Annotated in this window: 21 protein-coding genes; 12 read left to right on the top strand and 9 right to left on the bottom strand. The window is 70.8% G+C overall.

Going from position 1 to position 25,285, the window contains the following annotated elements:
* Nucleotides 1-227: 227 nt before the first annotated feature.
* The 3 genes from ACZ60M_RS17010 to ACZ60M_RS17020 all read right to left on the bottom strand — a co-directional run bounded on the left by ACZ60M_RS17010 (nucleotide 228) and on the right by ACZ60M_RS17020 (nucleotide 4,425).
* Nucleotides 228-1,664, bottom strand: a complete 1,437-nt coding sequence (locus ACZ60M_RS17010) for a GuaB1 family IMP dehydrogenase-related protein (protein ID WP_465419081.1) — start codon at nucleotides 1,662-1,664, stop codon at nucleotides 228-230.
* 176 nt (nucleotides 1,665-1,840) lie between these two features.
* Nucleotides 1,841-3,583, bottom strand: a complete 1,743-nt coding sequence (locus ACZ60M_RS17015; RefSeq protein WP_465419083.1) for an acetyl/propionyl/methylcrotonyl-CoA carboxylase subunit alpha — start codon at nucleotides 3,581-3,583, stop codon at nucleotides 1,841-1,843.
* A complete protein-coding gene (locus ACZ60M_RS17020; RefSeq protein ID WP_465419085.1) occupies nucleotides 3,568-4,425 on the bottom strand; it encodes a PadR family transcriptional regulator in 858 nt (285 codons plus the stop codon). Before ACZ60M_RS17020 ends, ACZ60M_RS17015 begins: the two co-directional genes overlap by 16 nt.
* 131 nt (nucleotides 4,426-4,556) lie before the next feature.
* On the opposite strand from ACZ60M_RS17020, the gene ACZ60M_RS17025 reads away from it, so the two are divergent.
* Both ACZ60M_RS17025 and ACZ60M_RS17030 read left to right on the top strand, forming a co-directional pair.
* Nucleotides 4,557-5,525 carry an ATP-binding cassette domain-containing protein gene (locus tag ACZ60M_RS17025; protein ID WP_465419086.1) on the top strand — a complete coding sequence of 323 codons (969 nt, stop codon included), beginning with the start codon at nucleotides 4,557-4,559 and terminating at the stop codon, nucleotides 5,523-5,525.
* A gap of 2 nt (nucleotides 5,526-5,527) precedes the next feature.
* Complete coding sequence (locus ACZ60M_RS17030; protein WP_465419088.1) at nucleotides 5,528-6,289, top strand: ABC transporter permease; 762 nt, start codon at nucleotides 5,528-5,530, stop codon at nucleotides 6,287-6,289.
* A 185-nt stretch (nucleotides 6,290-6,474) separates the two neighbouring features.
* On the opposite strand, the gene ACZ60M_RS17035 is transcribed toward ACZ60M_RS17030, so the two are convergent.
* Nucleotides 6,475-7,746 carry a nucleotide sugar dehydrogenase gene (locus ACZ60M_RS17035; RefSeq protein ID WP_465419090.1) on the bottom strand — a complete coding sequence of 424 codons (1,272 nt, stop codon included), beginning with the start codon at nucleotides 7,744-7,746 and terminating at the stop codon, nucleotides 6,475-6,477.
* Between the two features lie 337 nt (nucleotides 7,747-8,083).
* On the opposite strand from ACZ60M_RS17035, the gene ACZ60M_RS17040 reads away from it, so the two are divergent.
* A complete protein-coding gene (locus ACZ60M_RS17040; RefSeq protein WP_465419092.1) occupies nucleotides 8,084-9,247 on the top strand; it encodes a glycosyltransferase family 2 protein in 1,164 nt (387 codons plus the stop codon).
* On the opposite strand, the gene ACZ60M_RS17045 is transcribed toward ACZ60M_RS17040, so the two are convergent.
* Both ACZ60M_RS17045 and ACZ60M_RS17050 read right to left on the bottom strand, forming a co-directional pair.
* On the bottom strand, nucleotides 9,164-10,606 hold the full coding sequence (locus tag ACZ60M_RS17045; RefSeq protein ID WP_465419094.1) for a glycosyltransferase family 2 protein: 1,443 nt from the start codon (nucleotides 10,604-10,606) through the stop codon (nucleotides 9,164-9,166). The genes ACZ60M_RS17040 and ACZ60M_RS17045 overlap by 84 nt on opposite strands.
* Before the next feature lie 2 nt (nucleotides 10,607-10,608).
* Complete coding sequence (locus tag ACZ60M_RS17050; protein ID WP_465419096.1) at nucleotides 10,609-12,108, bottom strand: glycosyltransferase family 2 protein; 1,500 nt, start codon at nucleotides 12,106-12,108, stop codon at nucleotides 10,609-10,611.
* 163 nt (nucleotides 12,109-12,271) lie between these two features.
* Here ACZ60M_RS17050 and ACZ60M_RS17055 point away from each other — a divergent pair, with 163 nt between their 5' ends.
* The 5 genes from ACZ60M_RS17055 (at nucleotide 12,272) to ACZ60M_RS17075 (ending at nucleotide 18,665) form a co-directional block, all read left to right on the top strand.
* Entirely contained in the window at nucleotides 12,272-14,788 is a 2,517-nt protein-coding gene (locus ACZ60M_RS17055; RefSeq protein ID WP_465419098.1) for a glycosyltransferase, read from the top strand.
* A 10-nt stretch (nucleotides 14,789-14,798) separates the two neighbouring features.
* Nucleotides 14,799-15,131, top strand: coding sequence for a hypothetical protein (locus ACZ60M_RS17060; protein ID WP_465419100.1), 333 nt, complete (start codon nucleotides 14,799-14,801; stop codon nucleotides 15,129-15,131).
* Between the two features lie 116 nt (nucleotides 15,132-15,247).
* Complete coding sequence (locus ACZ60M_RS17065) at nucleotides 15,248-16,102, top strand: ABC transporter ATP-binding protein (protein WP_465419102.1); 855 nt, start codon at nucleotides 15,248-15,250, stop codon at nucleotides 16,100-16,102.
* Nucleotides 16,099-18,081, top strand: coding sequence for a CDP-alcohol phosphatidyltransferase family protein (locus ACZ60M_RS17070; RefSeq protein ID WP_465419104.1), 1,983 nt, complete (start codon nucleotides 16,099-16,101; stop codon nucleotides 18,079-18,081). The genes ACZ60M_RS17065 and ACZ60M_RS17070 overlap by 4 nt, the downstream gene beginning before the upstream one ends.
* A gap of 143 nt (nucleotides 18,082-18,224) precedes the next feature.
* On the top strand, nucleotides 18,225-18,665 hold the full coding sequence (locus tag ACZ60M_RS17075; RefSeq protein WP_465419106.1) for a hypothetical protein: 441 nt from the start codon (nucleotides 18,225-18,227) through the stop codon (nucleotides 18,663-18,665).
* Nucleotides 18,666-18,670: 5 nt separating this feature from the next.
* Here ACZ60M_RS17075 and ACZ60M_RS17080 read toward each other — a convergent pair whose 3' ends face one another.
* Nucleotides 18,671-19,576 carry a polysaccharide deacetylase family protein gene (locus ACZ60M_RS17080; RefSeq protein ID WP_465419108.1) on the bottom strand — a complete coding sequence of 302 codons (906 nt, stop codon included), beginning with the start codon at nucleotides 19,574-19,576 and terminating at the stop codon, nucleotides 18,671-18,673.
* A gap of 51 nt (nucleotides 19,577-19,627) precedes the next feature.
* Here ACZ60M_RS17080 and ACZ60M_RS17085 point away from each other — a divergent pair, with 51 nt between their 5' ends.
* A complete protein-coding gene (locus tag ACZ60M_RS17085) occupies nucleotides 19,628-20,212 on the top strand; it encodes a non-oxidative hydroxyarylic acid decarboxylases subunit B (protein ID WP_465419110.1) in 585 nt (194 codons plus the stop codon).
* A 2-nt stretch (nucleotides 20,213-20,214) separates the two neighbouring features.
* Nucleotides 20,215-20,466 (top strand): hypothetical protein, encoded by a 252-nt coding sequence (locus tag ACZ60M_RS17090; RefSeq protein WP_465419112.1) that lies wholly within the window; start codon nucleotides 20,215-20,217, stop codon nucleotides 20,464-20,466.
* 61 nt (nucleotides 20,467-20,527) lie between these two features.
* On the opposite strand, the gene ACZ60M_RS17095 is transcribed toward ACZ60M_RS17090, so the two are convergent.
* Nucleotides 20,528-21,922: a UDP-glucose dehydrogenase family protein gene (locus ACZ60M_RS17095; protein WP_465419114.1), complete on the bottom strand. Its 1,395-nt coding sequence runs from the start codon at nucleotides 21,920-21,922 to the stop codon at nucleotides 20,528-20,530.
* Between the two features lie 266 nt (nucleotides 21,923-22,188).
* On the opposite strand from ACZ60M_RS17095, the gene ACZ60M_RS17100 reads away from it, so the two are divergent.
* Complete coding sequence (locus ACZ60M_RS17100; RefSeq protein WP_465419116.1) at nucleotides 22,189-23,355, top strand: acyl-CoA dehydrogenase family protein; 1,167 nt, start codon at nucleotides 22,189-22,191, stop codon at nucleotides 23,353-23,355.
* Between the two features lie 115 nt (nucleotides 23,356-23,470).
* Nucleotides 23,471-24,007, top strand: coding sequence for a hypothetical protein (locus tag ACZ60M_RS17105; RefSeq protein WP_465419118.1), 537 nt, complete (start codon nucleotides 23,471-23,473; stop codon nucleotides 24,005-24,007).
* A 46-nt stretch (nucleotides 24,008-24,053) separates the two neighbouring features.
* On the opposite strand, the gene ACZ60M_RS17110 is transcribed toward ACZ60M_RS17105, so the two are convergent.
* Nucleotides 24,054-24,953 (bottom strand): sulfite exporter TauE/SafE family protein, encoded by a 900-nt coding sequence (locus tag ACZ60M_RS17110; protein ID WP_465419120.1) that lies wholly within the window; start codon nucleotides 24,951-24,953, stop codon nucleotides 24,054-24,056.
* Nucleotides 24,954-25,285 lie beyond the last annotated feature (332 nt).

Genomic DNA, 25,285 nt, shown 5'->3' on the forward strand with positions numbered 1-25,285 from the left:
TCCCGCGCCGTCCCGCTCTCCTTCCTCTCCCTCCCCTCCCCCCGCCCCCCCCCCCCCCCCCCCCCCCCACCCCCCCCCCCCCCCAAAACACCCCCCCCCCCCCCCCCCCCCCCCCCCCCCCCCCCCCGCCCCTAACACGCGACGAGCACAAGCGCGAACCAGCGCGGGCACCGAAACACCGCAGGCGCCCGCCAACCGGCCGACGCCCACGGATTCGCTTGCGGCACTTACCAGCTGCTGGGGACCGGCGCACCTTCGGTGTAGCCCGCCGCGGACTGCACACCAACAGCGGCGCGCTCGTGGAACTCTTCCAAGGTCGTCGCACCGGCGTAGGTCGCCGCGGAGCGCACGCCCGCGACGATCGAGTCGAGCAGGTCCTCCACGCCGGGGCGCTTCTGGTCCAGGTACATGCGGCCGGTCGAGATGCCCTCCTCGAACAGGGCCTTGCGGGCCTGGTCGAAGGAGGAGTCGCTCGCGCTGCGGGCCTTGACGGCCCGGGCCGAGGCCATGCCGAAGGACTCCTTGAAGGCCCTGCCGTCAGCGTCGTAGTGCATGTCGCCGGGGGACTCGTGGGTCCCGGCGAACCAGGAGCCGATCATGACGTTCGAGGCGCCCGCGGCGAGCGCCAGGGCGACGTCGCGCGGGTGGCGCACGCCGCCGTCGGCCCACACGTGCTTGCCGTAGCGGCGGGCGGTGGCGGAGCATTCGAGGACCGCGGAGAACTGGGGCCGGCCGACGCCGGTCATCATGCGGGTGGTGCACATCGCGCCGGGGCCGACGCCGACCTTGATGATGTCCGCGCCCGCGTTGATGAGGTCCGTGGCGCCTTCGGCGGTGACGACGTTCCCGGCGGCGATCGGCAGGTTCGGGGCGGCGTCGCGCACGAGCTTGAGCGCGTCGAGCATCTTCTCCTGGTGGCCGTGGGCGGTGTCGACGACGATCACGTCGGCTCCGGCCTCGACGAGCGCGGCGGCCTTGCCGGTCACGTCGCCGTTGATCCCGATGGCGACGGCGACGCGGAGCTTCCCGTCGGCGTCGGTGTTGGGCCGGTAGATGGTGTTGCGCAGGGCCCCGGACCGGGTGAGGACGCCGTGGAGGCGGCCTTCGGCGTCGAGGACGGGCGCGAGCTTGATGTTGGCGTCTTCGAGGATCTTGAACGCCTCGGCGTTCGAGATGCCCGTCGGCAGGGTGACGAGCCGGTCGGAGGCGACCTGTTCGAGCTGTGTGAAGCGGTCCACGCCGCGGCAGTCCGCTTCGGTGACGACGCCGAGCGGGCGGCGCTCGGAGTCGGTGACGATGACGGCGCCGTGGGCGCGCTTGGGGAACAGGGCGATCGCCTCGGCCACCGTGGCGGTGGGCGGGAGGGTCAGGGCCGCGTCGCAGTCGAGCGGGCGGGACTTGACCCGGGCGATGACGTCGGCGACCACGTCGACGGGGATGTCCTGGGGGATGACCGCGAGGGCGCCGCGGCGGGCGAGGGTCTCGGCCATGCGCCGGCCCGAGACCGCGGTCATGTTGGCCGCGATGATCGGGATGGAGTTCCCGGTGCCGTCGTCGGTCGACAGGTCGACGTCGAGGCGGGAAGCCACGCTCGACCGGTTCGGGACCATGAACACGTCCGAGTAGGTGAGGTCGTGGCCGGGTTGTCCGTCGATGAAGCGCATGGCTGTCCCCCTGTAGGGAGTGGTCGGGTTCCGGACGGAGGATTTCCGCCGCCGGGAACCCTAACCTGATTTCGGTCGATGAGAGCAGTGCTTGTGGTGCTACGCACAGCACTGACTATTGTCCCTCTACAAACGGCCGGTTGTAAGTCTGCGATCTGACAGATCGGTTACGTGGATCACTCCGAGATCTGGCAGATGGGGGCCCCGGCAGCCACGACGTCGCCGATGCCGACTTCGAGCCCGGAGACGGTGCCGGACTTGTGCGCCTCGATGGGCTGCTCCATCTTCATGGCCTCGAGGACCACGATGGTGTCGCCCTTGACGACGGACTGACCGTCGTGGACGGCGACCTTCACGATGGTGCCCTGCATGGGCGAGGGAAGGCCGTCGCCGCCGATGGCCGGACCCGCGTCGGCCTGCTTCTTGGGCCCGCGCTTCTTCGGCTTGTTCGATGCGACCGGGTTGAGGAGCCCGGCGGGGATCGACACTTCGAGGCGCTTGCCGCCGACCTCGACGACGAGGCTGGTGCGCTCCTCGCTGTCGCCGCCGGACGCGGCGCCCGCGCCGTACGGCTCGAGGGTGTTGTCCCACTCGGTCTCGATCCAGCGGGTGTGGACGGTGAAGTCCTCGGCGAACGCCGGGTCCTCGATCACGGCCCGGTGGAACGGGAGGACGGTGGCGAGGCCTTCGACCTCCATCTCGGCGAGGGCCCGGCGGGAGCGGCGCAGCGCTTCTTCGCGGGTGGGCGCGGTGACGATGACCTTGGCGAGCAGCGAGTCGAAGTTCCCGTCGATGACGGTGCCCTCTTCGATGCCGGTGTCGACGCGGACGCCGGGCCCGGCGGGGAGCCGCAGCTTCGTGACGGCGCCGGGGGCGGGGAGGAACCCGCGGCCCGGGTCTTCGCCGTTGATGCGGAACTCGATGGAGTGGCCGCGCGGTGCGGGGTCCTCGGTGAGCGGGACGGCTTCGCCGGAGGCGATGCGGAACTGCTCGCGGACGAGGTCGAGGCCGCTGGTCTCCTCCGAGACGGGGTGTTCGACCTGGAGGCGCGTGTTCACTTCGAGGAACGAGATGGTGCCGTCGACGGCGACGAGGAACTCGACGGTCCCGGCGCCGTGGTAGTCCGCTTCCTTGCAGATCGCCTTGGCGGCGTTGTGGATGATCGCGCGTTGCTCTGGGGTGAGGAACGGCGCGGGGGCCTCTTCGACGAGCTTCTGGTGGCGCCGCTGGAGCGAGCAGTCGCGGGTGCCGACGACGATGACGTTGCCGTGCGTGTCGGCGAGGACCTGCGCTTCGACGTGGCGGGGCCGGTCGAGGTAGCGCTCGACGAAGCATTCGCCGCGTCCGAACGCGGCCTCGGCCTCGCGGACGGCGGACTCGAACAGGTCGGGGATCTCGTCGCGCTCGCGGGCGACCTTGAGGCCGCGGCCGCCGCCGCCGAAGGCGGCCTTGATCGCGACGGGCAGGCCGTGCTCGTCGGCGAACGCGAGGATCTCGCTCGCGTCCTTCACCGGGTCCTTGGTGCCGGGCACCAGGGGCACGTTGGCCTTCATCGCCAGGTGGCGGGCGGTGACCTTGTCGCCGAGGTCGCGGATGGACTGCGGGCTGGGGCCGATCCAGGTGAGGCCGGCGTCGATCACGGCCTGCGCGAACTCGGCGTTCTCTGAGAGGAACCCGTACCCGGGGTGGACGGCGTCGGCCTCGGAGCGCTCGGCGATCCGCAGGAGCTTGTCGATCCGCAGGTAGGTGTCGGCGGCGGTGAGGCCGTCGAGGGCGAAGGCCTCGTCGGCCAGGAGGGTGTGGGGTGCGTCGCGGTCGCCGTCGGCGTAGACGGCGACGGACTCGTACCCGGCGTCCCGGCAGGCCCGGATGACTCTCACTGCGATCTCGCCGCGGTTGGCGATCAAAACCTTGCGCACGTTCCGCAGTGTAATGGCCGTGTATCGGAGGTTGGGGGGTCGCCATCACTAAGGGCGTGGATGAACTGGCATATACCGCCCAGGCTTTGGAGGGTCTCCATAAGGAGGGTTGTCGATTTTTTCGCATGATCTCCTAAACGGCCGTTCAGGTCGTCGCCGGAGTGTTCGAGGTCCTCGAGCATGGACTGGCGTTCCCGGGTGTTGTCGAGGAACCGGTCGCCCTTGATCGCCTCCCGCCAGTACTCGGCGTGCTCGGCGTCGAGGTCGTGGCCGAGCACGAGGTCGCCGGTGTCGATCCGGGCGGCCGTGTCCTCGCACCATTCGGCGTCGGTGATCCACAGGTCGATCTGGCGCTTCATCATCGCGCGCGCGTGCGCCGGGACGAAGGCGCCCTCGTCGCCGGGTGTGAATACCGGGGTGGTGGCCGCCAGCAGCACCGTCACCTGCTCGACGCGGGAGTAGAGCACTTCGGCCCGCTGGCGCAGCAGCGCGATGTTCTCGGCGGGGGTGAGGACCTGCGCGAAGGACCAGGCGGTGGCGAACGGGTCCTCGCCGCCCTCGACCTCCCACAGCTTCTCGCGCAGGGTCCGCTGGAACTCCGCTTCGCCCTGCGCGGTGATCCGGTAGGTGGTGCGGGCCGGGCGCGCGTCGACCGACTCGGTGGCGACGACCTCGATGCGGCCGTCGGCGGTGAGCCGCTTGAGCGCGTGGTAGATCGAGCCCGCGCCGATCTCGGCCTTGCCGGGCATCCGCCACGTGTCCAGCTCCCGCCGGACGAGGTAGCCGTGGACGGGACCGAGCCACCGGACGAGGCCGAGGACGAGAAGACGCGTACTCCACATGCCGCAATATTATCGCTTTGACTAATCTGTCGGGCTCTCGTATACCTGGTTGTGCTCTCAGATACCGCCTCGCTATAGTCAACGTTGAACAAGGAAATAGGAACATCGTTCGACCCACCCGTGAGGTACCCATGCTCATCGAGACCAAGGGGCTGAAGAAGACCTTCAAGTCCCGCGGCAAGGAGGTCGAGGCCGTCCGCGGCGTCGACCTGGCTGTGAAGGAAGGCGAGGTCTTCGGCCTCCTCGGCCCCAACGGCGCCGGCAAGACCACCACGATGCGGATGCTCAGCACCCTCATCGAACCCACCGACGGCCACGCCGTCGTCTGCGGCCACGACCTGGCCAAGGAGTCCGCGAAGGTCCGCCGCGACATCGGCTACGTCGGCCAGGCCGGCGGCACCTGGGGCGAGGTCACCGCCCGCGAGGAACTCGTCATGCAGGGCCGCCTGTACGGCATGTCGAAGAAGGCCGCGCAGGCCCGCGCCGTCGAGGTCCTCGCGGCGTTCCAGCTCGGCGAGTACGCCGACCGCAACGTCAAGACCTACTCCGGCGGCCAGAAGCGCCGCCTCGACATCGCGCTCGGCATCATGCACGAGCCGAAGCTGCTCTTCCTCGACGAGCCCACGACCGGCCTCGACCCGCAGTCGCGCGCCCACATGTGGGACGAGGTGCGGGCGCTGCGCGACCGCGGCACCGCGATCTTCCTGACCACGCACTACCTCGACGAGGCCGACGCCCTGTGCGACCGGCTCGCCATCATCGACCACGGCGAGATCGTCGCCGAGGGCACGCCGCTCGAACTGAAGAAGGAGGTCGCGGGGGACGTCGTCGCCGTCGGCGTCGCCGACCGCGCCGACGAGGCCCGGGACCTGCTCGCCGCCAAGGACTTCGTGCGCGAGGTCGAGGCGGGCGCACCCGACCCGGCCACGGGCGTCGCGGTCCTGCGCCTCTACGTCGAGGACGGCGCGGCCGCCCTCCCCGAGCTCCTGCGCGGCCTCGACGCCGCCGCGATCTCCCCGGCCTCCATCGAGCTGCACCGGCCCAGCCTCGACGACGTCTTCCTGAAGCAGACCGGCCGGTCGCTGCGAGAGGAGAAATAACGGTGAAGACCGTCCGCGACACCTGGCTCGTCTACTCCCGGGCCATGAAGCTCAACCTGAAGCAGCCGGTGTGGCTCATCGTCATGCTGGTGCAGCCGATCTACTTCCTGTTCCTGTTCGCGCCGCTGCTTGAGCCGATGGACGGGATGCCCGGCTTCGAGAGCGGCGCGATGGAGACGTTCGTGCCCGGCCTGATCATCATGATGGCGCTGTTCGGCTCCGCGTTCGTCGGCTTCGGCCTCATCGCGGAGCTGCGGCAGGGCGTGATCGAGCGGATGCGTGTCACCCCGGTCAGCCGGGTCGCGCTCATGCTCGGGCGCACGCTCTCGACGGTGACGACCACGCTGTTCCAGTCGCTCGCGCTGGTGCTGCTCGCGTCGCTGACCGGGAAGCTCGACATCTACTGGCCCGGCGTGGGGCTCATGCTCCTCATCGTGATGCTGACGGCGTTCATGCTCGCGGCCGTGTCGCTGGGGCTGGCGATCATCCTCAAGAGCGAGGACGCGATGGCGCCGACGATCAACACGCTCGTGCAGCCGATCATGCTCATCTCCGGCATCATGCTGCCGATGGTGATGGCGCCGCAGTGGCTGCAGAACGTGGCCGATTTCAACCCGTTCTACTACGCGGTGCAGGCCTCGCGCGACCTGTTCGCGGGCGAGCTGTCGACCGCGGTGGTGTGGCAGGCCCCGGTGATCCTCGGGGCGCTCACGATCGTGCTGGTGTGGTGGGCGACGAGGAAGTTCGCCCGCGCGGTCGCCTAGGCGCCGAAGGGGAACGCGAAACCGCCGCGAGCCGTGAGGCTCGCGGCGGTTTGCTCACCCTTTCGGGTGACATTTTCGTTTACGACGGTAAGAACGGCGGTTTTCTGTCGGACCCCCGCGAAACACTTGAATCGGGGTCGCCCCCCTTGGGAGGGCGGGGGACTGCCCGGGGGCGGTCCACCGGCTTAGAGGGCTTCCACGCCCTCGACGCCCCGCAGCGCACCCCTGGTGTCCAGCACCGGAACACCGGCGGGCAGCGCGGCCGCCTGGTACTCGCTGTGGTTGGTGAGCAGCACGATCAGGTCGGCCTTCGCGGTTGCGAGATCGTGGACGCGCTCGACCTGCTGCGAACCCACCGACCAGGTCGGCACGTGCGGGTCGTGGTAGGCGAGCTCCGCGCCCGCGGCGATGAGCTTGCGCGCCACCGGGGTCGAGGGCGACTCGCGCTGGTCGGCGATGTCGGGCTTGTAGGTGACGCCGAGCAGCAGCACCCGGGCGCGCGAGAGCGCGAGCCCGTCCGCGTTCAGCTTCGCCATCGCGCGCTGCACGACGTATTCGGGCATCCGGTTGTTGATCTCCTGCGCGAGCTCCACGAACCGGAACGGGTACCCGAGGGTGCGCACCTTGTAGGAGAGGTAGTTCGGGTCGATCGGGATGCAGTGCCCGCCGACGCCCGGCCCCGGGTAGAACGCCTGGTACCCGAACGGCTTGGTCTTCGCGAGGTTGATCGCGTCCCACAGGTCCACGCCGAGCTCCTGGCAGAACACCGCCATCTCGTTGACGAGCGCGATGTTCACATGCCGGTACGTGTTCTCCAGCAGCTTCGCCATCTCGGCCTCGCGCGGGCCCTTGGCCTCGACGATCGTGTCGATGAACCGCCCGTACAGGCCCTTCGCGGCCGCGGTGCACGCCGCGGTGAGGCCGCCGACGACCTTGGGGGTGTTGACGATCCCGTAGACGGGGTTGCCCGGGTCGACCCGCTCGGGCGAGAACGCGAGGTGGAAGTCGACGCCCGGCTCGAGGCCGGACTCCTCGCGGAGGATCGGCGCGACGACCTCCTCGGTCGTGCCCGGGTAGGTGGTGGACTCCAGGACGACGAGCGCGCCGCGCTGCACGTGCCGCCCGGCGGCGTGCGACGCGCCGATGACGGCGGCGAGGTCGGGCCCGCCGGCCTCGCCGAGCGGGGTGGGCACGCAGATGACGATCGCCTTCGCGCGGGCCTGCACCGAAACGTCCGTCGAAGCGGCGTACCCGCCGCGGAGCATGGTGTCGAGTTCGGCGTCCGAGACGTCGTCGATGTGGCTGGAGCCGGCGTTGAGCGCGTCGACGACCGCCTGCGAGCGGTCGAGGCCGACCACAGTGAGGCCCTTGGCGATCGCGGCCTGGGCGAGCGGCAGACCGACGTACCCCTGCCCGACCACGACCAGGTCGACGTGGGTCTGCTCAACAGTTGCCACAGTGGAGTCCTTTGCGATTCGGAGACGTCTCAGGGATGCTGCGACCAACATTAGCAATGGTGGCCGCCACTATCCTGACCAGGGGAGACGCAGGTTGTTGTAGGTAGTTTGTTCATATCGACGACACCTCGAATCCAATTTTTCGTCGCATTGCCTGCTTGTTCACCTGCTGCTCGAAAAGAGTTCACCATTTTTTGCGTGTCGGCACGGCGCGCGGAATGGCTTCCCAATGGCTTCGGAAATCCGCCGTTTACATGCGCCGATGCCCTATCTGCGGCGTGACACGGGTCCTATTCTCCGGTCAATGCGGGTGTGCCGTTGGGGCTACTATCGACACATGCCCGCTCTGAGCATTGTCATCCCCGTATTCGAGGCCGAGGAGTACCTTCCCGGTTGCCTCGACACCGTCGTCGACGGCGGCGGGGACGAGCTCGAGGTCGTCGTCGTCGACGACTGCTCGCCCGACGGCTCCCGCGAGGTCGCCGAGCGGTACGCCGCCCGCGACGCGCGCGTCAAGGTCATCAGCACCCCGGTGAACGGCGGGTCGGGCCCGGCCCGCAACTTCGGTCTGGCGCAGGCGAAGGGCGACTACGTGTGGTTCGTCGACGCCGACGACGAGCTCAAGCCCGGCGCGGTCGAGCGCGTGCTCGCCGCCGTCTCGGGCCCCCGCCCGCCGGATGTCGTGCTGGTGCAGCACGAGAAGCGCCGCGACACCGGTGTCATCGAGACGGGCGAGCTCCCCGGGCTGGCCGAGCAGTGCCCCGCCGACCCGGCCGGATTCACGCTCGCCGAATGGCCGCGCATCGTCGACTACACGCACACCCCGTGGACGAAGGTCTCGCGCCGAGAGTTCCTCACCGGCACCGGCCTCGGCTTCCCCACCGGCTGGTACACCGACATCCCGTGGACGTACGCGCTGCTGCGCCGCGCCGCGCGGATCGCGGTCGTCGTCGAATGCTGCTACCAGTGGCGCCAGCGGGCCGGGTCCTCGATCACCCGCACCCGCGACGACCGCCATTTCGACGTGTTCACGCAGTGGCAGCGCACCTGGGACGATTTCGAGGACGTCGAGGACGCAGGGGTCCGCGTCGCCCTGTTCAACCACATGGTGTGGCACCTGCTGCTGGTCATCGGCAACACCGAGCGGGTCGAGCCGAAGAAGCGCCGCGAGTTCTTCCGCCGCACCTCCGAGCTGTACCGCCGCTACCACCCCGGCCCCGAGGCATGGCGGCCCGCCGCCGGCGTGACGGGCCTGAAGCAGCGGCTCCTGGCCGCCCGCGCCTACGTCGGGTACGAGGCGTTCCGGCAGGTGTACCGGATCGCCAAGCGCGTCAACCGGACCCGGCCGAAAGTGCCCGCGCCCTCGCCGGAGGCCTCGGAGGTCGAGGCGTCGTCGGCGAACAGCTCGGTGGGCGCCTCAGTCGCCCAGCACGCGCCGGACGAGACGGCGGGCCTTGCCGCGCAGCCCACGCTGCCCGCTCCGCGCGTCTCCGGTTCCTGAACGCCCGAACACTTCGTTGAGCGGCCCGGCGAGCCGGGCGCTGCCCCACACCTGGTCGATGCCGACACCGAGGTGCGCGGCCCGCGCCGCGGCGGCGGCCCGCTCGAGCGTGACGGCCCCTTCAGGGCAGGCGGCTTCGACGAGGCCGAGCCGGTGCCGGCTCGCGTAGCCGGTGATCAAGGTGACCGTGTCGGGTCCGGGGCGTGCCGCAGCGGGCATCCGGATCACGTACGGCACTTGGGGATCGGGCTGGAATTCGGCGGCGAAGCGCACGCGCGGTTCGCCGTTGAAGGCCTCGAGGAGGAGCCGGGCGTCGAGGTCCGGGTCGTCGAGCATGGCGTGGCGGCCGGTGTGCGGCTCGGGCCAGTCGCCGGTGAGGGTGATGCGGATGTCGGGCGCCGTACCGGCCAGCAGTGTGTCCACAGTCGACTCGACGGCGGGGTCCGGACTGGACCCGGTCGCGATGACGATGTCGGCGAGGGGCGTCTGCCAGACCCGGGACGCCCTGGGCCGCTTCAGATCGAGTTCGGGGACGCGCCCGGCGATGCGCGGGCGCCGGTAGGCCTTCGCTAGCTCGCCTCGTTCGGCGATCTGGCGCGGGCCGAGGTGCCACGCGGAGGAGCGGTCGTCGGGGACGAACACGGCCCCGGCCTGGTGGAGCCGGTACCCGAAGATCGTGTCGGAGCCGAGCAGCACGTCGGCGTCCATGCCGCCGGAGGCGTCGAAGAGGCTGCGGTGCAGCGAGAACGAGGCGCCGACGAGGACGCGGAACGCCCGGTGGTCGGCTTGGCGGAGTCCGCCGGTGGCGTCGATGATCTGCTCGGTCCACTGCGGCTCTGAGCGTTCGGTGTCGTACAGGTCAGGTGCTTTGCCGGCGCGCACCGCGTCGAACACGGCCGCCGGGTCGAGGTCGCCTTCGCGGTAGTCCACGAACCGCTTGTGGCCCATCACGGTGAGGTAGTCGGCGGTGTGGTGCCAGCGCAGCTGCGAGGCGACGTGGTCGTCGAAGGCGAGCATGTCCGCGTCGAGGCGCAGGATGACGTCGCCGTCGCTTTGGGCGGCACCGGAGTTCGTGGCGTGCGCCGAGGCCCAGCCGCCGGGGAGGGGTTCGACGATCCGGGTGTTGTCGGGCCGGATGTCGGGCAGGCGCAGCGGCGGTTCGGAGCCGTCGTCGACGACGAGGACTTCCAGGAGCGCGGCGGGGTAGGTCTGGGCGGCGAGGGCGGCGAGGGTGACGTCGAGCTTGTGCTGGTGGCCGTGGGCGGGGATGACGACGCTGACCGCGAGGTGCGGGGTCCAGTCGTCGCCGGGGCGGATCAACGGTCCGTAGTCGTTGCCGCGCAGTGCGGGTGCGGTCATGGTCACCGTCGCAGGAGGGCGCGCAGGCGTGCGCGTTGGCGGGCGTCGAAGAGGCGGCGGGCGAGGCGCCGGGCGGCGTCGGGCGGGCCGGGTTCGTACACCGTGGCTTCGGGTTCGCGGGCGGCGAAGCCGGTGTACTGGGCGGCGCCCCAGATGCCTGCGACGGTGGCGTCGAGGCCGGTGCCGCCGGTGATGTGGCGGGCGCGGGCGAATGCGGCGGTGCGTTCGAGGCGCGCGGGGGGCGCGTCGGGGAGTGCGGCGAGGACGAGTCCGGCGTCGGCGCGTTCCATGTTCGCGAGGAGTTTCCCGACACTGCCCGGCCGCAGCGGGACCGGTTTGGGGAGGAGCAGCCGGTAGGGGGCGGCGGGGTCGGGTGCGGGGGTCTCGGTGGCGATGCGGACGCGCGCTTCGGCGTCGTAGGCCTCTTCGATGAGGCGCAGTTGGGCGCCGTCTCCGGCGAGGATGGACTCGCGGTCCTGCGGGGTGGGGCCGTTGCCGTGGACGAGGGTGATGCGGATGTCGCCGTCGGGTCCGGAGAGGACGGGGGCGACGCACGCGTCGACGTCGGCGGCGGTGGCGTCGTGGACGTCGATCACCATGTCCACGAGGGGGACCCGCCAGGCGCGGGGCGGTGCGGTGCGGCGCATGCCGTGGAGGGGGACGCGCTGGGCGATGTAGGGGACGCGCTGGTGGCGGCCCTCGTCCCATTTCTGGATCATCTGGGGCATGCCGAGGTGCCAGGCGGAGGAGGTGGTCTCGGGGACGAACACGGCTCCGGCCTGGGCGAGGCGGTAGGCGAACTCGGTGTCGGAGCCGAGGCGCAGGTCGGTGTCGAGGCCGCCGACGGACTTGAAGAGGTCGCGGTGGAGGGAGTTGGTGGCGCCCACGAAGACGCGGAAGATCCCGGGGTGGTGCTGGACGAGGCCGCCGGTGTCGGCGATGACGTTCTCGATCCAGTGGGGTTTGGCGTCTTCGACGGGGAAGAGCGCTTCGGCTTCGCCTGCGAGGACTTTCTCGTGGACCTGTTCGGGGGTGAAGCGGCCCGGTTCCCATTCGGTGAAGCGCTTGTGGCCGAGGACGGCGAGGTAGTCGGCGGCGTGGTGCCAGCGCATCTGGGCTTCGACGTGGTCGCGGTAGGGGAGCATGTCGGCGTCGAGGCGCAGGAGGACCTGTCCGTCGGCGTGGCCGGCGCCGGTGTTGACGGCGTGCGCCGATCCCCATGACTCGCTTGTGGTGACGACGAGGCGGGTGTGTTCGGGGCGCAAGTCGGGGAGGCGCAGCGGGGGCGTGGAATTGTCGTCGACGACGACGACTTCCATGAGGTCGGGCGGATAGGACTGGGCGGCGAGGGCCGCCAATGCCAGGTCCAGTTCGGCTTGGCCGCCATATGCCGGTACGACGACGCTTACCGCGAGACTCGGCTTCCAATCACCCGAGGTGGGCGGGTGCAGGGCCCTATAGTCGTTGCGGACGATGCGCGGGCGTTTCGGTGAGTCGCTCATTTCGCGCTCACGATATCCCGGGGTCTTTCATGAGGATTGACCGGCTTCCTAGTTCAGCATCTGTTTACGCGGCTGAGGACAATTGTTCGCGTTCAATTCAGCATTATTGCCATTGGACACGCGAAGATCTGGGCGGAATGCAACCTGGAGATGAACGGACGAGATGCACATAGCTGATGAGACCGCGCGCTATCCGGTCCGGCTCACCGACGACCTGCTGGTCCGCGCGGGTGAGCGGGCGCCGGGGACGGTGGCGGCGACGGCGCTGCGGACCCGTTCTCGCGGGGCCCGCCACCTGCTGGCGCGGGCCGCGTCGCGCGGTGCGGACCTGCCGGGCCTGATCGCGGCCGCGCATCGCGGCGGCCGGGGCGCGGCAAGGGAACTCGAGGTGAACGCGGGGGCGCTGGCGTCGCTGGCGTATGTGGTGGGTCTGCAGTCCGGTGGTGAACAGGACCGGCGGGATGCGTTGGCGCTGTTCGATTTCGCGCTCGATGCGGGGGGGCCGCGCCGTGTGGGCCCGCGTGAGGCGATGGTGCACGCCCAGTTGGCGTTCGCGCTGGGGGACTTGGTGAAGGCGCGGGGTCTGCTGCGGCGGTACGGGAGGCGTCTGCCGGTGCTGGAGCGCGGTGCGCTGGTGGCGGATCTGGCGCACCCTGATGCGGGTGGCGCGGAGGCGGCTTGGCTGCGGCGGTTTCGCGCGGTGGCGGGCCGTCCGGAGCTGCGGCTCGAGCCGGCCTCGGAGGACGGTGAGCCGTGGTTCGACCGGTTGCGTGCGGCTTCGGCCGACACGGTGTCGGGGCCGCGGATCTCGGTGGTGATGACGGCGTTCCGGCCGGGCCGGGCGCTGCTGACGGCGGTGCGTTCGCTCGTCGAGGGCGTTTGGGCGAACGTGGAGGTGGTCGTCGTCGACGACGCTTCCGGGCCGGAGTTCGACGCGGTCTTCGATGCGGTTGCGGGGCTGGACGATCGGGTGCGGGTGGTGCGCCGGGATCGCAACGGCGGGACGTTCGCGGCCCGCAACACCGCGTTCGACGTGCTGACCGGGGATTTCGTGACGGGCCTGGACTCGGACGACTGGGCCGCACCGGGGCGGCTGGCGCGTTCGGTCGCGCCGCTGCTGGCCGGATCTGAGCTGCAGATGACCGTGGGCCGGGCGTTCCTGTGCAACGAGGACTTGACGGTGACGCGCCCGGGCAGGGTCCTGACGACGGTGTCGACGGCGTCGATGATGTTCCGCCGCAGCGTGCTCGACCGGGTCGGGTACTACGACGAGATCCGCAAGGGCGCCGACACCGAGTTCCTGCACCGGGTGTCGGCGGCGTTCGGCGACGACGCGGTGCGCCGCCTGGGGGTGCGCGACACGGTCATGCGCCAGGCCCCCGGGTCGCTGTCGCGCGAGGAGTTCGGGCCCGGCTGGAAGCACCCGGCGCGGCGCGCCTACCAGTCCTCGTACCCGTTGTGGCACGACCAGATCCGCGCGGGCGCCGACCCGTACCTGCCGCGCGTCCCTGCGCGGCGGCCGTTCTGGGCGCCCTACCATGCTGCCGTGGCCCGCGATGAGCAGCGCACGCGCCGTTTCGACGTCGTGTTCTGCCTCGACTGGCGGCCGTTCGGCGGCCCCCAGAAGTCCATGCTCGAGGAGGTCAAGGCCCTCAAGGCGGCAGGCTTGAGCGTCGCGGTCATGCACCTGGAGTCGTGGCGGCACATGACCGTCGAGGACCGGCCGATGTGCGAGCCGTTCCAGCGGCTCGTCAACGACGGGAGCGTGGAGCAGGTCCTCGTCACTGACGACGTGACGTGCGGCCTGCTGGTGCTGCGCTACCCGCCGATCCTCCAGTTCCGGTCCGGCGAGGTGTCGAACGTGCGGCCCGAGCGGATGGTCGTGCTCGCCAACCAGGCCCCGCACGAGCGGGACGGCTCCGACACCCGGTACGTGCCCGACGCGTGCCACGCCAACGCCGCCGACATGTTCGGCGTCGAACCGCTGTGGGTCCCGCAGGGCCCGCAGGTGCGCGAAGCGCTCGCAGGATTGACCGCGACCGCCTTGGCGGACTTCGACATGCCGGGCATCCTCGACGCCGCCGACATCGCCCCGGCCCGCACCGGGTTCCGGTCCGTGCTGCCCGTGGTCGGCCGCCACTCCCGCGACGACTGGACCAAGTGGCCCAACGCCGCCGACCTCCCGCTCGTGTACCCCAGTGACGGACGCTGGGACGTCCGCGTCATGGGCGGCGCGGCCTCGGTCGCCCGCATCACCGGGGAGGACCCGCCGTCGGCGTGGACCTGCTACGGCTTCGACGAGACCGACGTCGACTCGTTCCTGTACCAGCTCGACTTCTGGATCTACTTCCCGCACCCGCAGCAGTACGAGGCGTTCGGCCGGGCCGTCCTCGAAGCCCTCGCGGCCGGGTGCGTCACCGTGCTTCCGCCCCGGTTCGAACCGACGTTCGGCGACGCCGCCCTCTACTGCGAACCGTCCGAAGTGGTCGAATTGGTGGACGGGCTGTACGCCGACCCCGAGCGGTTCCTCGCGCGCAGCGCCCTCGCCCAGCAGCGCGTCCGCGAACGGTTCAGCCACGACTCCTACCGGGCGCTCGTCAAGGAGCTCCTCGACAGCGCTCCCGCCCACGTCGAAGCGCCCGCCCAGGCCGGCGCCGTCCGAAGTACCGCCGCCAGATGAGAGTGCGCCGATGAAGCAGAAGCTGAAAGCCGTGTACGTCCGGTTCGGCCGGCCCTCCCCGCTGCAGGTCGCGGCCTTCGCCGGAGCCCTCTGGGCCCTCGCGCTGCTCGCCGTCGCCCTCTTCGGCGGCCAGCGCCTGGTGTGGGTCGTCTCATCGCTGATGAGCCTGATCACCCTGGGCGGGCTGGGGCTGGTGTGGAACGAGAGCCGCCAGACGCGCCTGGAGGCTCGTGCGTCGGCCGAGCGCGCGGAGGTCACATTGCGCCGCATCCTGGCAGCGTTCGAGGTCGAACGCCTGGCAGCGGAGCGCAGGCGTGCCGCTGAAGGGGAGCGCGCGGCCTGACGGAGGGCCTCCGGCCGGACATGAGGAAGCTCTCGGATCTGCCGCGAGCTGCCGAAAACGGCCGGGCGGTACTATTGGCGCGCTGTGTCAACCACCTGTCCGGGAGGGCCGCCCCCATGGAAGAGCCGATCATTCAGGCTCGTGACCTCGGGATCTGCTTCGCGAAAGGCAAGCAGAAGAAAGGCCGGGTCAAAGACCTGTTCGTCAGGCGTTCGGCGAACCAGAAGGGCGCCGCGGCGCAGGACTTCTGGCCGCTGCGCCATGTCAACTTCGACATCTTCCCCGGCGAGGCCGTCGGCATCATCGGCCGCAACGGCACTGGCAAGTCCACGCTGCTGCGCCTGATCACCGGCGTGCTCATCCCCGACGAGGGGTACGTGCGCCGGGAGGGCCGCGTGGCCCCGCTCATCGCGCTCTCCGCCGGCTTCTCGGGCGACCTGACGGGCCGCGAGAACGTGAACCTCGTGGGTGCGCTGCACGGCATGAGCAACAAGGAGATCAAGGCCAAGTACGACGAGATCGTGGACTTCTCCGAGCTGGAGGACTTCATGGACACGCCGTTGAAGCACTACTCCTCGGGTATGAAGGTGCGTCTGGGCTTCGGCGTGATCACGCAGCTGCCGCACCCGATCCTCCTGGTCGACGAGGCGCTGGCCGTGGGTGACGCGGCGTTCAAGCGCAAGTGCCAGGCGGTCATCGCGAACCTGCTGGACCAGGGGCGCACGCTGGTGTTCGTGTCGCACTCCGAGGGCGACCTGAAGAAGTACTGCAAGCGCGGGATCTTCCTGGACGCGGGGACGCTGGAGACCGACGGCACGGTCCAGGAGGCCCTGGACGCGTACAAGGCGGCCGAGAAGCGCGACGCGGACGCGAAGGCCGAGAAGAAGAAGCGTGAGGCGGCGGCGAAGGCCGCCGCTGAGCAGGCTGCCGCTCCGGCCCTCGTCCCGGGAGCGGTCGAGGCGGCCAGGTGAGCCGAGCCGTCATTCTGCCGGCTCCGGGCGGCCACGCCGAGATATCTGAAGACTGCACGGTGCTCGACCGGTTGATCGCGCAGATCCGCGAGGCCGGGTGCGACGACGTCACCGTGCTCGTCAGGCCCGGGACGGACCGGCCGGTGAAGGCTGCGCAGATCGAGTCGGCCGATGCCGCCTCGGACCTGCGCCACCTCGCCGAGCTGGGGTTCTCGGGGGAGGGCGCGCTGTTCGTGGCGTGTGCGGATCTGGTGGCGTCGCCAACGACCGTGGCGGCGGTCCTGTCGGACTCGTCGCGGCGCTCGGGTGTGCTGGTCGGCGGGGACGACCCGACGGCCGCGCCGGTGCACGTCGAGCGGGGTCTGGTCACCGGGCCCGGTCCGGGGCCGGTGCGTCTGGGCGGGCTCTTGAAGGTCTCGGCCGCGCACCTGGCGCGGTTGAAGCGGCACTGGCCGCGCCGCGCCGAGGGGGACGCGTTCGCGACGCTGCTCGCGGCGCTGCACGCCCGCGCGATCCCGGTGAACGCGTACCGGACGGGCGGCCTGGAGCACCGGCAGGTCGACACGGCCGACGAGGCCCTGGCGACGATCGCGGCGTTCGAGGCCGTCGACATGGACGCGTGGCGGTTGAAGAACGCGGTCAAGCACGACGACGACTTCTTCGCGACGTACGCGGTGTCGACGTGGACGCCGAAGCTCGTGAAGCTCTCGGCCCGCCTGGGCTGGACGCCGACGCCGATCACGTGGGTGTCGATCACCCTCGCCGTCGGGGCGGCCGCGGTCTTCGCCGCGGGCTGGTCGTGGTGGTACCTGGCCGCTTCGGCGCTCATGTACGCGAGTTTCGTGTTCGACTGCGTCGACGGGCAGCTCGCGCGGTACACCCAGAACTTCTCGTCCTTCGGCGGCTGGCTCGACATGATGGCCGACCGCTCGAAGGAGTTCCTGATCTACGCCGGGCTCGCCGCGGGCGCCGTCGCGGGCGGCGCTTCCGCGCCCGCCGCGTGGGGTCTCGCGATCGCCGCCATGGCGACCCAGACGATCCGCCACACCGCCGACACGTGGTACGCGGTCCTGCTCGACACGGCCGTGGTCCGGCAGGCGCGCGAACGCGAGTCCGCGCCGCCGGTGGGCCGCGCCGCCCACCTCGGGCAGCGGCTCGGCTCCGCGTCCGAGCAGGTCATGGGTGCGCACCGGACGCCTTTGTACTGGATCAAGCGGACGATCGTCGCCCCTGTGGGCGAGCGGTGGCTGCTGCTGGCCGTCGCCGCGGTCGCGTTCGGGCCGCAGGTCGCGCTCACCGCGCTGCTGGTGTGGCAGCTCCTCGCGCTCGGTTACACGACGGCGGGCCGGACGCTGCGTTCGCTCGCGGCCCGTACCGCTGCGCTGCGCCGCCCGGACCGGTCGGCGCACCGCGACGACGGGCCGCTGGGGAAGCTCGTGCCGCGCAGTCCTGTCGGCGGCGACATGACGCCGTTCGCGGCCACTGCCGCCGCGGTGCTCGCCGCCGGTGCCGCCGTGCTGGCGGCCGCGCTCGGGACGCCGCCGTGGGTGCCGTTCGGGCTCGCCGCGCTCGCCCTGGTCCTCGCCGCTTCGGTGGCGCGCACCGACCACGAGGGCCTGCTCGACTGGTTCATCCCGGCCGGGCTGCGCGCGGTCGAACTCGGTGCGATCAGTGCCGCGGGGATCAGTGCGGGCGTGTCCTGGCCGGTCCTGTACACGCTGCTCACCGTGATCGCCCTGTACTTCTACGACCTCGCCGCCGGACTCGACAAGGCCGCCTCCCCGGTGGCCCGCCGCGACCTCGGCCTCGGCTGGCCCGCGCGCAGCCTCATCGCGATCAGTGCCGCCGCGGTCGGTGTGGCGACCGTTCCCGCAGTGGCCACTGTGGTCTACGGGGTGCTCGCGGTGTATGTCGCCGCGGTGTTCGTCGGCGCGGTCGTCGCGGGCACCTGGCGCGCTTCCCGCGCGGCCGCCGCCTGACCCGTCCGCCTCCTCTGCTGCAACCGCCGCCGCACCGCGACCGGGCCTGAACGGGCCGTCATGCTTGACCGCCAAGCGAACTCGTTCGGGTTACATGCCCCGACAGGCGAGCATCGCTGGTGTCCCACGACTAAGGTGTACCTGTGCGCAAGTTCCGGCTCTCGCGTCTGGTGCTCGCCGCGACCGTGATCGGGGTGGCGGGCCTCTTCTCGCTGCCCGCGATTCTCGGCGCCACGACCGCGGACGACGCCGCCGAAAGCCGATCCGCCATTTCCCATGTGGACTGGACGAACGCCGACGAGACCTACCCGGTCCCGCCCGGCTCGCCCACGCCCAGCCCCAGCTACGACGGCGACGGCACCTCCGACCCCGACTCGCAGGGCAGCGGTGAAGGGCAGAGCCCCGACCCGTCGGGCGGCGGCGCGTCCCCCGAGTCGGGGCCGCGCGAATCAGGCGGCGGCCAGAGCGGCGGCGGCCTCCTCGGCCTCGCCTTCCCCGCCCAGGCGGGCATGGGCGTCGGCCTGCTCGCCCTCGCGTTCCTCGCGCTCCTGCCCGGCCGCAAGATGCCCGCCGACCTCCGTTAGCGGCGCTACAGCGCGGTGTACGTGTAGCCGCGCCGCGAGAACTCCGCGAAGATCGACTCCAGCGCCCCGCACATGTCCTTCTGGTTCGACGCGCCGTCGTGCAGCAGCACGATCGCGCCCGGGCTCGACCGCTCGAGCACGTGGTCGCGGATCTGCGCCTCGGTCCTCGCGCTGTCCCAGTCCGAGGGGTCCACCGCCCAGTGCAGCGACTCCATGCCCATGTCGGCGGCGACCGCGATGGCCCGGTCGGTCCACTGCCCGCCCGGGTGCCGGAAGTACTTCACCTCGGCTCCGGGCGCGGCCTTGACGATCGCGTCGTTCGTGCGCTGCAGGTTCGCGCGGATCTCCTCCTCGCCCTGCCTGCCCAGGTCGAACTCGTGGAACCACGAGTGGTTGCACAGGGTGTGGCCCTCCCGGACGATGTCCGCGACCAGCTCCGGGTAGGCCTCCGCGTAGGCTCCGATCAGGCAGAACGTCGCCTTGACGCCCTGCTCGCGGAGCATGTCGAGCACTGTCGGCGTCCACTCGGGCGAGGGCCCGTCGTCGAAGGTGAGCGCCACCCGGTCGTCCCCGGTGTGGTTGCGGGTCCCCAGCGGGCCGTCGTACATGTTCGCGGCCGGTGCCGCCACGGGCGGCGTCGGTTCGGCGGGGGCCGCAGGTGACGCGGCCGTCGTCGGGTCGGATGCTGGGTTGCTCGGTTCCGGCTCCGGTTTCGACGAAGTCGCCTCGGGTTCCTTCGTGTCCTCGGCCTCCCCGTCGCCCTCGCTCGCAGGCGCGGACGTGGACGGCGCAGTAGGCTCGGTCGCGGCCGTCGTCGCGCTCGCCGGAGGCTCCGCGCCCTCGGGCCAGACCCAGGCGAGCGTGAGCAGCACGGCGGCCGCGACCGCGATGCCCAGTTTGTAACGAACCATGCCGTGATTGTAAGTGCGCTGGGCCACATTTCGACGAAAGCTGGAGGGGACATGCGACTCGTCGTCGGCATCACCGGAGCGACCGGCGCGATCTTCGGCGTCCGCCTCCTCGAAGCCCTCCGCGACACCGGCGGCGTCGAGACCCACCTCGTCATGAGCCGCTGGGCCCGCACCACGCTGCGACTCGAGACCCCCTACACGGCTGCGGAGGTCACCGCGCTCGCCGACTTCTCGTGGGGGCCGGGGGAGCAGGCCGCGCCGATCTCGTCGGGGTCGTTCCGCACCGACGGGATGGTCATCGCGCCGTGCTCGATGAAGACCGTCGCGGCCGTGCGAACCGGCTACACCGAGGGGCTGATCGGGCGGGCCGCCGATGTGACGCTGAAGGAGCGCCGCCGCCTCGTGCTGCTGGCGCGCGAGAGCCCGCTCTCGGAGATCCACCTGGAGAACCTGCTGGCGCTCTCGCGTATGGGCGCGGTCGTGCTGCCGCCGGTGCCCGCGTTCTACAACCGGCCTGAGACCATCGAGGACATCGTGGACCACGTGGTGGCGCGGACGCTCGACCAGTTCGGACTCGAGCACCCGCGGGCGCGGCGCTGGGACGGCCTGAAAGGCACTGAGCCGGAAGAGGAGTAGCGGTGGACACGCTGATGTGGGAGGCCAAGGCCGCCGAAGGGCAGGGCGCCGCACTGCTGCGCTGGGTGCTCGACGAGGGCGTCCACGCCGTCGCCGACCCGGAGGTCCGCACGGAGGTCTTCATCGCGGGCGAACGCGTCGTCGTGATCGCCGTAGGCCCGAACCCGCCCCGCCGCCTCCCCGACCCGCCCGAGGACCTTGTCGAACGCCCCCCGCACGCGTGGCCCTTCACGCGAGTGAACATCGCCCCGTAGACGACGAACCGCCCGGCGCGTCGTGCGCGCCGGGCGGTTCGGGGAATTCGCGTCTTCGAGTCTAGCGGCCGATGCCCTGATAGGACCAGCCGTGCCCGCGCCACCGCTCGGGGTCGAACGCGTTCATGCCGTCCAGGATGCGCCGCTCGGCGACCTGCTGGCCCAGGGCCTCCGGGTCGAGCGTGCGGAACTCCTCCCACGGGACCATCGCGCACACCACGTCGGCGCCCGCCACGGCCTCGGCGAGCGTCTTCACGAAGCTCAGCTCGGGCGCGAACGCCTTCGCGTTGTCGATGCCCTCCGGGTCGTACACGACCACGTCGGCGCGCGCGGCGCGCAGCCGCCGCGCGATGTCCAGCGCGGGCGAGTCGCGGATGTCGTCCGTGTCGGGCTTGAACGTCGCGCCGAGGTAGGCGATCCGCACCCCCGACAGGTCCGGCCCGTTCGGGCCCGGGGCGCGCCCGGCCAGGTTCGCGACGGCCCGCACGGTGTGCGTGCGGCGCCGCGTGTTGATGCCGTCGACCTCGTCGAGGAACCGGAACGACTCGCCGACGCCGAGCTCCCCGGCGCGCGCCGAGAGCGCCCGGATGTCCTTGGGCAGGCACCCGCCGCCGAAGCCGATGCCCGCGCGCAGGAACTTGTTGCCGATGCGCTGGTCGTAGCCGATCGCGCGGGCCAGGTCGACGACGTCGGCCCCGGCGGCCTCGCTCAGGTCGGCCATCGCGTTGATGAAGGAGATCTTGGTGGCCAGGAACGCGTTCGCGGCCACCTTCACGAGCTCGGCGGTCGCCAGGTCGGTCTCGACCACGGGCACCTCGCGGTCCTCGACGGCGGCGAGTTCGAGGATGCCGCGGTGCACGTCCTTGAGGAGCTGCGAGGCCCACTCGGACTGCGAGGCGTAGACGATCCGGTTGGGGCGCAGGACGTCGTGCATCGCGTTCGACTCCTGCAGGAACTCCGGGCTCCAGCCGACCTCCACGCCGAGCCCTTCGGGCGCGTGGCGGTCGACGAGCTCCTGGACCCACTGCGCGGTGCCCACGGGCACCGTGGACTTGCCGACGATGAGGACCTTGCGGCTCAGGTGCTTCGAGAGCTCGACGACGGCTTCCTCGATGTAGGAGAGGTCCGCGCCGTGCTCGCCCTTGCGCTGGGGGGTGCCCACGCAGATGAAGTGGACGTCGGCGAAGTCGGCCACGGCCTTGACGTCGGTGGTGAACCGCAGGCGCCCGGATTCGAGGTTCTTCTTCAGCAGCTCGGGCAGGCCGGGCTCGTGCATCGGAAGGACACCGCTGTTGAACGACTCGATCTTGGCGGCGTCGTAGTCGTACCCGATCACCTCGTAGCCCAGCTCTGCGAAGCAGATCGCGTAGGTCGCCCCGAGGTAGCCGCATCCGAGGAAGGCGATGCGGGGCCGGGTGGTGGTGTTCTGCGAGGGAGTCGGGTTCGCGTTGGCCATCTGGTGCCCTGTCTGTTCGTTCGGCGGGCGCGCCCTGAGGGGGCGGCGCCCGTGCGTACGTGCGGTGGATCTGTGCGCGGCGACCTCGAATTGTACGTGAATGCGACTATGGCCTGCGCAGTCGTATATTCGGCTTCACGCATGAACTTCGTCCTAAGTTGCGGCGAAGCAGTAGAAAATTCGCGGTGGCGGGCATCACCGGTCGGGTCCGTCGTGGGTTACACTCGATCGGTATTACTCACGAGTAACAAACGCGGGAGCCATTGATGTCCACCGGGTTCAGCCCCTACCAGCTGCCAGAAGAGTACGCCGACATCCGGGCGGCGGCCCGCGAGGTCTGCGACACCGGGGTCGCCCCGCACGCCGCCGAGGCCGACGCGACCGCGACCTTCCCGAAGCGCTCCTACGACGCGCTCAAGTCAGCCGACCTCCACGCCCCGCACATCCCCGCCGAGTACGGCGGCGCGGGCATCGACGCGCTCGGCACCGCGATCGTCATCGAAGAGGTCGCCCGCGCGTGCGCCTCCTCCTCGCTCATCCCCGCCGTCAACAAGCTCGGCTCGCTCCCGCTCCTGCTCGACGCCTCCGAGGAGCTCAAGCGCCGCTACCTGCCGCCGGTGGCCTCCGGCGAGGCGATGTTCTCCTACTGCCTCTCCGAGCCCGAAGCCGGCTCGGACGCCGCCTCGATGACCACCCGCGCCGTCCGCGACGGCGACTCGTGGGTCCTCGACGGCGTCAAGCGCTGGATCACCAACGCCGGCGTCAGCGAGTTCTACACCGTCTTCGCCGTCACCGAGCCCGGCGCGGGCGCCAAGGGCATCTCCGCGTTCCTGGTCGAGAAGGGCGACGCGGGCGTCTCCTTCGGCAAGCCCGAGAAGAAACTCGGCATCAAGGGCTCCCCGACCGCCGAGGTCTACCTCGACTCGGTGCGCCTGCCCGCCGACCGGCTCATCGGCGAAGTGGGCCAGGGGTTCTCGCTCGCCATGCGCACCCTCGACCACACCCGCGTCACCATCGCCGCGCAGGCCCTCGGCATCGCCCAGGGCGCGCTCGACGCCGCGACCGCCTACGCCGCCGAACGCGAGCAGTTCGGAAAGCCGATCGCCGCGTTCCAGGGCGTCCAGTTCCTCCTCGCCGACGCGGCCATGAAGATCAGCGCCGCAAGGGAACTCACCTACGCCGCCGCCGCCCGCTCCGAGCGCACTACCGCCGACCTCACCTACTTCGGCGCCGCCGCCAAGTGCTTCGCCTCCGACGCGGCCATGCAGATCACCACCGACATGGTCCAGGTCCTCGGCGGCTACGGCTACACCCAGGACTTCCCGCTCGAACGCATGATGCGCGACGCCAAGATCACCCAGATCTACGAAGGCACCAACCAGGTCCAGCGCATCGTCATCGCCCGCGAACTCCAGCGCGGCAACGCCTTCTGAGCGACCACCCAGGACTCGCATCGGGAGTGGAGGCCCGGACCGTTCACCGGTTCGGGCCTTTCCTGTTGCCTTGCGGGACTTCCGCACCCGGTGTCCCTTCGCATAGGCTTCGGGCATGAGTGAACCTCTGCACCACGCCCCCCGCCGCCGTCGACTCACCGCGCTGGCGCTCGCCCTGCTCACCGCCACCGGGCTCCTCGCGTTCGCGCCCGGCGCCGCGCAGGCCGCCGCCGCGCCCGCCGACCACTGCGTCGTCAACCTCTCCACCGGCGAGACCACCTGCGCTGCAACCCAGGACAGGGCCCTCGCCGCGGACGCGGCCGCCGCAGAGGAGGTCGGCATCCTGTCCGTCACCCTCATCACCCTCTACGACCGCACCAACTACGACCCGGCCGGCGGCACCCGCTCCTTCGTGGCCGACGGCAGCTACACGTGCTCCGCCGCGTACTCGCCGGTGGAGTTCAGTGTCGACTACCTCGACGCCGCGAACTGGAACAACCGGGCCAGCTCGGTCCACACGTACCGCTCGTGCGACATCAAGCTGTGGGACACCGTGACCCTGTCCGGCGCGTCCTCCACGTGGATCGACAACCTCGCGAACCTCGACACGATCGGCTGGGCCAACCGCGCCGGGTCCTACCAGATCAGCTAGTCAGGAGATGACGAAAGGCCCGGACCGAACGGTCCGGGCCTGCTGTCTACGCTTCGGCTTCCACCGGGTCGGCGTCGACCGCGCCCGCTCTGGCCGCCTTGCGTTTCGGGGCCACGAGGACGAGGGCCCACACTGCCGCGAGCGCCAGGTAGAGGCCCGTCACGACCGGCCACGGGACGTGGAAAGTGGCGAGGAGGGTGCGCAGGTTGAGCGCCACCACGAGCATGCCGATCGTCGATCCGAGTTTCGCGGTGGGGATCTTGCGGGTCAGCCAGGCGGCCAGCGGCGCCGCGGCCATGCCGCCGACCGCCATGCCGACGACGACCGGCCAGAGCACCGTGAGCGTTTCCGGGACGGCCATCCAGAAGCCGATCACGGCCGCCGTCGACGCGAAGACCTGCGCGGTCGAGACCGAGCCGACGACCCGGTGCGGCTCCAGCCGCGAGGTCGTCAGCGTGATCGGCATCGTCACCGGACCCCAGCCGCCCCCGCCGACCGCGGCGAGGAACCCGCCGACGAGGCCGGTGGGGATGGCGAACCCGGACCGGACGGGGCCGTGGCCCGCGCCCCGGCCCTTCACGAAGCGCCACACGATGACCGCGCCCAGGGCGATGAGGATTGCGCTCGTCACCGGCGTCGCCGCGTCGAGCCGCGTCAGCGACGCCAGCGCCCACGCCCCGGCGAAGCCGCCGACGGCGCCGGGGATGCCGAGCTTCAGGGTGGTCGGCCAGTGGACGTTCTGCAGCTTGTGGTGCGAGGCCGCGCTGACCGCGCCGGTGGCGATCGTCGCGACGTTCACGGAGGCGGACGCGACGGCCGGGGCGATGCCGAGGCCGAGGAGGAAGGTCATGGTGATGGTGCCGAAGCCCATGCCGAGGCTGCCGTCGACGAGCTGGGCTACGAAGCCCGCGGCGACGGAGGAGAGGATGGTGGTCGCGAACAGCACGCGCGGCTCCCTCGGATACGGATGGCCACTGAATAGTCCATTACATCGGTAGGACAAGTCAACGAGTGCCCACGCTTCGGGACGCCGGAGCGCGTCGGATGTGCGACACCCCGCGGGCACCCACCCGTCCCCACATCATCCCCCGCCCCGCCCGCCCCTGTCCCTCACACCCGGACCGATCGCATTTGGAGGCCTCCGCCACCCGGTCAGGGGCCGGATGCGCCCTTCGAGACACGGGTCATAGCGTGGACGAACAGACCTGGTTACGCTCGCTGAGCAGATTTACGGCTCGCAAGCTCGCCGAGCCTGCCCACCATTCACTTGGTCGCACA

The sequence above is a fragment of the Glycomyces sp. NPDC050141 genome, from assembly GCF_055586545.1.